Genomic DNA, 7324 nt, shown 5'->3' with positions numbered 1-7324 from the left:
GTACCAGGGTAGCCTCGCTGAGGCTCGGCAACCCTTCGCTATGATGCGCAGTCCCGATGGGACTGGTGTCAAGCGGAGTGGGATGACGAAAGACGGCGACAACCGGCCCATGGATTCTGAGCCCCCGATGACTTACTCAAGTAGAATGAGCCACCGGCTAACAGGCGGGCGTGGTGAGATCCTGGGAAGCCATTTGGTAGCGAAGCAGGGACGATCTTGCCTATTCGCAGTTTGGACACATCCAGAACCGGTGCGGATCAAGATTAACAAGCGCAAGGAAGGCATGCTGATCATGGCTTCCGCCCAACCACCGTCATGGACACATTTAATCGCACGCTGTCGCACTTTTTGAAATTCGTCAGCGCGCTGCTGGTCATCGGCACCCTCTATGTAGGCAGGGATGTGCTGATCCCTCTGGCTCTTGCCAGTTTGTTCACGTTTCTGCTCAATCCGCTTGTCAAAAGACTGTGCCGCTGGGGTGTGCCGCGTGTGCTGAGTCTTGGCATGGTGACGATGGTGTGCTTTTCCAGCCTGGCGCTGGTGGCCTGGCTGCTGGGCGGAGAACTGGCGAACCTCGCGAATGATCTGCCGAATCATCAGCAGAACATTCAGCGCCGCGTGGAGTCGCTGCATAAAATTGGGGAGACCCAGATCATCGTGCGACTGCGGCAGCTGGTGGGAGATGTGAGCCAGCCCAAACCTGCTGTGGCGGCGCCTGCTGCACCGACTGCACCGACTGCACCGACTGCACCGACTGCACCGTTGGCACCTGCGCCGTCAGTTCCGCCTGCTGCCGCGCTTTCATCCCAGTTTAGCGGGGAGGGCATGCTGATGAAGGCCTTCAACATGGTGGTGTCCACGCTGGCGGATGCACTGGGGATGGCGGCGGTGGTGATTTTGTTTGTGGTGTTCATGCTGCTGCGTCTGAACGACATCAGTCAGCGAGTTGCGCGACTGGTGGGCTATGGGCGGCTCACGCTGACGACGAAGGCGATCGATGAATCAGGCGACCGCATCAGCCGCTATCTCCTCATGCAGAGCACGGTGAACGCCATTTATGGGCTGGTGCTGGGAATAGGGCTCAGCGTGATCGGGCTTCCCTATGTGCTGCTGTGGGGGGTGCTGGCCGCCGTCTCCCGTTTCATTCCGTATGCAGGCTCTTGGATCGTGGCCATTTTGCTCTTTGGTTTGAGTCTGACCATCTTTGATGGCTGGACGAAGCCGCTGGTGGTCGTAGCCTTCATTGTCGTTCTTGAGCTGCTGACAAACATGCTGCTGGAGCCGAAGCTTTACGGACACAGCGTGGGCTTGTCAGACTTTGCGCTGCTGCTGGCCATCGCTTTCTGGACATCGCTCTGGGGCGGGGTGGGGCTGGTGCTGGCCACGCCGCTCACGGTCTGCATCGTGGTGTTTTGCAAGCATGCGCCTTCACTTGAGTGGGTGGACATCCTGATGGGAGAAAATCCACTGCCGCAGCCGCACCTGAGCTATTATCAGTACCATCTGGCGGGCAATGAGGACGCCGCGCAGGACCTGGTGGAGTTATCGCTGAAAAAAGAAGGCTATGAAAAAACGCTGGAAGACATTGCCCTTCCTGCGCTGGCCCTGACACGGCGAGAGGAAGTGCTGGGCAAGCTTGATCGTGAGGAAGCGGCGGAGATTTATCGAAGCATGCGCTCAGGTTTCCTGTCTTTGAAGGAAAGCACTGACAGTGGTGCTGCTGGTGCACCGCAGGCGGATGGAGCACCGCAGGCGCTGAAGGTTTATGGGCGGGCCCTGCATGGCGAGGCCGATGCGCAGGCGCTGGAGATGCTTGCAGCGATTCTGCCCGGTTCGATCGGGCTGAAGGTGGATGATGGGCCGAGGCTCATTGGCGAGCTGGTGCATGAACTGGAAGTGGAGAAGCCGGCCGTATTTTGCATCAGCGCGATGCCCCTGCGTGCGCGGCACGATGCCAAAAATCTCTGCCTCCGAGTGCGAGGCAAGCTGCCTGACCTGAAGATCCTCGTCTGCCGCTGGAGGCTTCCTGGACAGGAGTACGACCCCAAGCCACTTCGTGAAGCGGGCGCGACCTGGGTGGTTTCTTCATTCAAAGAAGCGCGGGAGGTGCTGGAAAAGCTGGAGCAATGAGCTGATGACACCGCGCCCAAACTGCCTCATCTATGGATGTGCAGCTTCAACCGCTCCTCACTACGCCGGACGGTCATGCTATTTGCTGGTATGACTCGGGGAAGAGGTATCTCAACGCTGAGATCGAAGCCATCGCCACGGCCCAGACGAGCATCCTCTTTGAGTGCTATCTCTTTCGCGCATCGAAGGTTGGCGAACGATTCCGGGATGCCCTGACAGAAGCTGCGGGCCGGGGTGTGCAGGTGACGCTGCTGCTGGATGACGTGGGGTGCTGGGGGCTGCATCGGAACTACTTCAGCGAACTCACCCGCCTGGGAGGAAAGGTTGTTTGGTTCAATCCCGTGCGCTGGCGTTTTTGGTCGTTCCGTGATCATCGCAAGCTGCTTGTGGTGGATGACACCCATGCCTTCGTCGGCGGGTGCAACATCGCTCCTGAATACGCAGGAGACGGCGTTGATGATGGCTGGCGGGATGGTGGCATCTCCATCGAAGGACCGGTGGTGCGGCACCTTGCCGCCTCGATTGAATCGCAGGTGGAGATCGCCGGGAATCAAATATGGCGTGCGCGCAAAAACAGCCGCAGCGGCTGGGTGAAGGCTGGAGCAGACGTGTCACTGCTGCTCGTACGGCCGGGGCTGCAGCAGGGGGTGTTTCAGCGCGCCCTGCACAATGATCTTCGGCATGCGCGTGACATTGCCATCACCACGGCATACTTCCTGCCGGTGGGGAGCGCCAAAAAAATGCTGCTGCGCGCCGCCAGACATGCGCATAGTTTTCGCCTGCTGCTTCCCGGAAAGAGTGATGTGCCTCTGCTGCAGGTCGCGGCGCGCGCGCTTTACTCGGGCTTTCTGCGCCGTGGCGCGCAGATCCATGAATACCAGCCGCAGGTGCTGCATGCCAAGGTGCTCATTGTCGATGACATTGTTTACATCGGATCTTCGAACATCGATCCACGCAGCCTGGTCATCAATTTTGAAGTCATGCTGCGGATTCGCAGCGCGGTGCTCGCCAAGGAGGCGCGCCGCACCTTTGAGCGGGATCTTGACCACAGTGTGCTGGTGAAGCCCCTGTCATGGCGGAGGCCGTCCAACTGGTGGCAGCGACTGAAGCAGAAGCTGGCGCGCTTCATTTTCACCCGGCTGGATCTGGGGGTGGCCCAATACTTTGTGCAAAAAAGAGAGACTTCTCCCCGCCGTAACTCCAGGTCCGGCTGGAATTGAGCACATCCATAAGCGGGATGGAACGCGATGGTTGAGTAACCACCCATTGCCATGAATGCTCCCGCCTCCACCACCAGCCGCCAAGAAATGATCGATCTTCTGAATGAAGATCTTGCGCGCGAGTACCAGGCGATCATTGCCTACGTGGTTTACAGCCAGACGTTGAAGGGAGCGGAATACAAGAGCATCGCGAATGAACTGGCTTTACATGCCGAGGAGGAGCTCAGCCATGCCATTCAGATCGCGAAACAGATCGACTACTTCAACGGCACTCCGACAACGACACCCAAAGAGGTGAAGATCTCCGACAAGCCGAAGGAGATGCTGAGATTTGACCTCGATAGTGAGATGGAGACGATTCGCAACTATCGGCAGAGAATACGCCAGGCGGAGTCCATGGGAGAGTATGCGCTGAGTGAGGTGCTGCGCAAAATCATTGCCCAGGAGCAGGATCATTTCATGGATCTGGCCGAGGCGCTGGGCATCGACAACCCCGTGATCGAAGCCTAGTGATGGGTGGAGGGTGCAACACCATTGATTTAACATGAAACCCAATTCTGACCGCAGACGTAATGCCATGAAACAGCCCCCTTCTTATGCCATGCGTGCTTGTTTGATGCTGCTGCTTGCCGCCGGGCTGACGCTCAGCACCCGTGCCGCCATCACCCTGCCTGCGATTTTTAAAGATCACATGGTGCTGCAGCGTGACCAGCCGATCCCTGTCTGGGGCTGGGCGGAGGCGGGGCAGGAGGTGAATGTGAGCTTTGCGGGACAGACCAAGATCACGAAGGCTGATAAAGACGGCCATTGGAAGGTGGTTCTGGACCCGCTGCCAGCGAGCAAAGATCCTGGCATCCTGCGAGTGTCCGGTCAAAGCACCGAGGTGGTCAAAGATGTGCTGGTAGGGGAGGTGTGGCTGTGCTCCGGGCAGTCAAACATGGCGATGACGGTCAAAGGGGTGGCGGATGCCGAAAAGGAAATGGCGGCGGCAGATTTTCCCCTGATCCGCATGTTCTTTGTGCAGTCCTTCACCGCCACGACGCCGCAGGAGCAGGGCAAGGGTGTGTGGCAGGGCTGCTCCCCACGGACGGTTCCCAATTTCTCGGCGGTCGCGTATTTTTTTGGGCGGGAGCTGCATCAGACTTTGAAAGTTCCCGTGGGTTTGATCAACTCGTCCGTCGGTGGCACGGCGATTGAATCCTGGACCAGCATGGAGGCGATGCAAAAGGAAGCAGCGCTGCAGCCGCTGCTGAAGCGGTGGCAGAAGGACGTGGATTTGTTTGAGCAGCCCGACAACCGGGCGAAGAATGAGGCCGCCAAAAAGCTATGGCAGGATGCGGTGAAAGCGGCACAGGCGGCCAAGCAGCCCCCACCTCCACAGCCGGCAAATGTGGGCAGCGATCCTCTCCATCCCAACCGCCCGGGGAACTTGTTCAATGGAAAAATTGCGCCGCTGATCCCCTTCGCGCTACGTGGTGCGGTGTGGTATCAGGGCGAGTCGAACGCGGGCAATGGTCCGCTTTATGCCGTTCAGCTTCCTCTCATGATCCGCGACTGGCGCGCACGCTGGGGCAAGGAGGTCCCGTTTGCCTGGGTGCAGCTGCCCAATTTCCTAAAACGCGAAGCTGAGCCGAATGCCCCCGCCACCTGGGCGCGGCTGCGTGAGGCGCAGTCCAAGGCGCTCGCGGTTCCCAATACGGGGATGACCGTCAATCTTGATGTTGGCGATGCGGTGAACCTTCATCCCACGAACAAGCTGCAGGTGGGGCATCGACTCGCGCTGTGGGCGCGGGCGAAAGTCTATGGCGAAAAAATCCTGTGGAGCGGGCCGCAGTATGAAAGCCATGCCGTTCGGGGCAGTGAAGTCGCGATTCGATTTCAGCATGCTGAAGGGCTCAAAACAGCCGACGGCGGTGCGGTGGTGAAAGGTTTTGCCATTGCCGATGAAAGCCAGCACTGGCAGTGGGCGGATGCCCGCATCCAGGGCAAGGAGGTCATCGTATCTCACAGCGGCATTCAGAAGCCCGTGGCGGTGCGTTATGCCTGGGCGAACAATCCCGAGGTCAATCTGATCAATGCGGCCAGCCTGCCGGCGGCCCCTTTTCGAACGGATGACTGGCCGATGGACAATGCATCGCTGCCGCCCAAGGGCGGTGCCAGCAAGCCGTAGAAGCTGATGGAAGGAGCGTTTTCCAAACTCTCGTCAGTCTTTAAGGCCGCAAGTAGCACCACCTCGAAGAGTCCTGCATTTGACATGTAGACCGACTCTCAAAAATTTTGTCACATTGCCCGGACGGCGGAGCGGCCCCATTGGCTGCGTCGTGCGCTTGCCTGTTATTTTCAAATAGCAGGCGGCGCACTCTCCTTGCCACTGGGGCCGCTGCGCTCGCCGGATCAAAATGACAATTTTTTCGAGAACCGGTCTAACAAAACCTGACTGGCAGTCATTGAAATGAGTGGATGGCGGCCGGTTTGATACAACCAAAAAGCCTGGCATGCGCGATGTCAGGATCATGACCGCCACGCTTGAAAAACAGCCTTTTTTTCGAGAGCAGGAGACGGCTGACCGCCCGTTTCTGCTGTCTGCGGAATTCATTGAGGAGAGGGGGCAGGTCCCAGTGGGCTCTTTCAAATGCGTCTTGTCCGGCAACTGACTGCTCCCCCAAGAGTGTCGAAACGCTTTCTGAACATGCAAGATACTACTTCTACCAAGCTCCCGAATGAACCCCAACGTCTTGCGGTGGTGGACGACCACGCCATCATCCGTGGCGTTTTTTTGACCTTGGTGGAGGACGATTCTGATCTCACCATGGCCTGGATGGCCGCCTCCCTGACTGAAGCACGGGCCAAACTCGAAAGGGACGTGCCCGATTTTCTGGTGATGGATGTGGAACTGCCGGACGGCAATGGCTTTGAATTCATTCTCGAGGTTTTGAAGCAGTTTCCACGTCTGCCGGTGCTGATGGTGTCTGCGCAGATGGACAAGAACTACCCCAACCGGGCCAAAGCCTGCGGTGCCAAGGGCTTCATTGGGAAGGAGGCTTCGCTTGGAAGTCTGGTGGAGGCTGTGAACGCCATTCAAAAAGGTAGAGTGTGGTTCACCGGAACCGATTGAAGCGGTGCCTGCCGAATGATGGGAACGAAAGCCCTGATGGAGGGGGCAGGGGGCACCCTGATGTTTGGGTGAAAACATCAGGTATCACCTGAGGAGCGGAGCAGGTCGGGGTCGGGTTGTGAGGTGCACGCGGGGGCGTAGTGCTTTGCCATGAAAACATTCCAATCCTTCACTGTCTCGTCATCCAGAGATGTCCCCAGCCATGAAGGGCAACCGCTTGATGAGGAGCTGATGCGTGCCATTCAGATGCAAGATCCACTGGCCATGGAGACCTTGTTTCAGCGCTACCGGACACTGCTCCGAAGTGTCATCATGCGAATTGTGCCTGATTCCGCCGCTGCGGACGACGTCCTGCAGGAGTGCATTCTGGAGATCTGGAACCATGCCGATCATTTTTCCGCTGAGAAAGGCAGGGCGCTGGGGTGGATCGTGACTCTGGCCAAACGCCGGTCAATTGACTATCTGCGCCGGTCTCAGGCCTATAACAACGCCAAGGACCGGATGGAAAATGAGGTCCGGCTGAGCCCGTTCACCCTGAATGCGGCGGACGACTGCGAGCATGCCGACATTTCACGGGTGCTGCATCAGCATCTGAACCGACTGCCCGCGCACCAGCAGCAGGTCATCGACCTCGCTTTCCTCAAGGGGATGAGCCAGCGTGAAGTAGCGCAAGTCACGCACACGCCTCTGGGGACGGTGAAAACACGGATGGAACTCGGCTTGAAGAAACTGCGGTCATCCTTTCGCGGTAGGAATGAGATGGTAAACCTGCAGTATTCCTGATCGGTCAGAAAGCTGACTGGAAGGTGAGCAGCGACATGACAGCCTAAAAAGAGCCCTGTCCGGCAGGCTGCCGGAC

6 protein-coding genes are annotated in these 7324 nt (G+C 58.3%); all 6 read left to right on the top strand.

Annotated features, from left to right (window positions below; translation table 11 throughout):
• Positions 1–315: 315 nt before the first annotated feature.
• Positions 316–2130 (top strand): AI-2E family transporter, encoded by a 1815-nt coding sequence (locus WAW39_RS08415; RefSeq protein WP_422317723.1) that lies wholly within the window; start codon positions 316–318, stop codon positions 2128–2130.
• A 38-nt stretch (positions 2131–2168) separates the two neighbouring features.
• A complete protein-coding gene (locus WAW39_RS08410) occupies positions 2169–3350 on the top strand; it encodes a phospholipase D-like domain-containing protein (protein ID WP_422317721.1) in 1182 nt (393 codons plus the stop codon).
• 51 nt (positions 3351–3401) lie between these two features.
• Entirely contained in the window at positions 3402–3860 is a 459-nt protein-coding gene (locus WAW39_RS08405; RefSeq protein WP_422317719.1) for a ferritin-like domain-containing protein, read from the top strand.
• Positions 3861–3927: 67 nt separating this feature from the next.
• Positions 3928–5520: a sialate O-acetylesterase gene (locus tag WAW39_RS08400; RefSeq protein WP_422317717.1), complete on the top strand. Its 1593-nt coding sequence runs from the start codon at positions 3928–3930 to the stop codon at positions 5518–5520.
• Positions 5521–6039: 519 nt separating this feature from the next.
• On the top strand, positions 6040–6465 hold the full coding sequence (locus tag WAW39_RS08395) for a response regulator (protein ID WP_422317715.1): 426 nt from the start codon (positions 6040–6042) through the stop codon (positions 6463–6465).
• 150 nt (positions 6466–6615) lie between these two features.
• On the top strand, positions 6616–7248 hold the full coding sequence (locus WAW39_RS08390) for an RNA polymerase sigma factor (RefSeq protein ID WP_422317713.1): 633 nt from the start codon (positions 6616–6618) through the stop codon (positions 7246–7248).
• Positions 7249–7324: the final 76 nt, after the last annotated feature.

The organism is Prosthecobacter sp. (assembly GCF_049294395.1).
Taxonomy (GTDB): Bacteria; Verrucomicrobiota; Verrucomicrobiia; order Verrucomicrobiales; family Verrucomicrobiaceae; genus Prosthecobacter.
Note: the sequence above shows the minus strand (reverse complement) of the source record. Positions and strands in the feature narration are given on the sequence as shown.